Below are 553 nucleotides of genomic sequence, written 5' to 3'. Positions count from 1 at the left end.
ATTATTTGAATTCCCAACTCGTCGTTAATTACGGATTCGACGTTATTGAAGCGCCCTTTTCGCCACCCTAACGGAAGGAGTTCCAGCCGCAACTGGCGATTTCCGTAAATGTGGGAGAGCATGCCCGGTGTGAATGCGACATCAATCTCTAAGGCGGACGCTCTGGCGGCGGACGCAGCGTGAGCGATTTTTTGAGCAACCGAAACTTTCAGCCCAAGCTGGGACAATTCCTGCTCAGTGTCCAGCGGCTCACTGACTACTATGGTTTGGCGCATCGCGGTACCTGATGTTAATTTTCGATGTCTACATTGTAGTCGATAAAAATTAACATGCATAGTGGCTCGTGCGGGAATGTCACTCTCGGCGAAATCAGCAATTTGCTTGGAGAGCGTGAGTACACCGCTCAAGGTGGCCGCCGAGTCATCAGCGAAGGTCGCTACGTGGTCGATCCGTGAGCACTCGCAGCATCTGTGGGACGTCCGCGATGCCTCCCTTTTTGTTCTACAACCAAAACAGGAGCCTTGCTGGCGTTGCGTTTCAGGCTCGCTCTTAC

Annotated in this window: 1 protein-coding gene; it reads right to left on the bottom strand. The window is 52.4% G+C overall.

Annotated elements, in window-relative coordinates:
* Positions 1 to 275: hypothetical protein (locus J5M67_RS27600; RefSeq protein ID WP_207888566.1), on the bottom strand; the 275-nt coding region annotated here is incomplete at its 3' end.
* Between the last annotated feature and the right edge of the window lie 278 nt (positions 276 to 553).

The sequence above is a fragment of the Pseudomonas sp. 30_B genome (genome assembly GCF_017491605.1).
Classification (GTDB): Bacteria; Pseudomonadota; Gammaproteobacteria; order Pseudomonadales; family Pseudomonadaceae; genus Pseudomonas.
Note: the sequence above shows the minus strand (reverse complement) of the source record. Positions and strands in the feature narration are given on the sequence as shown.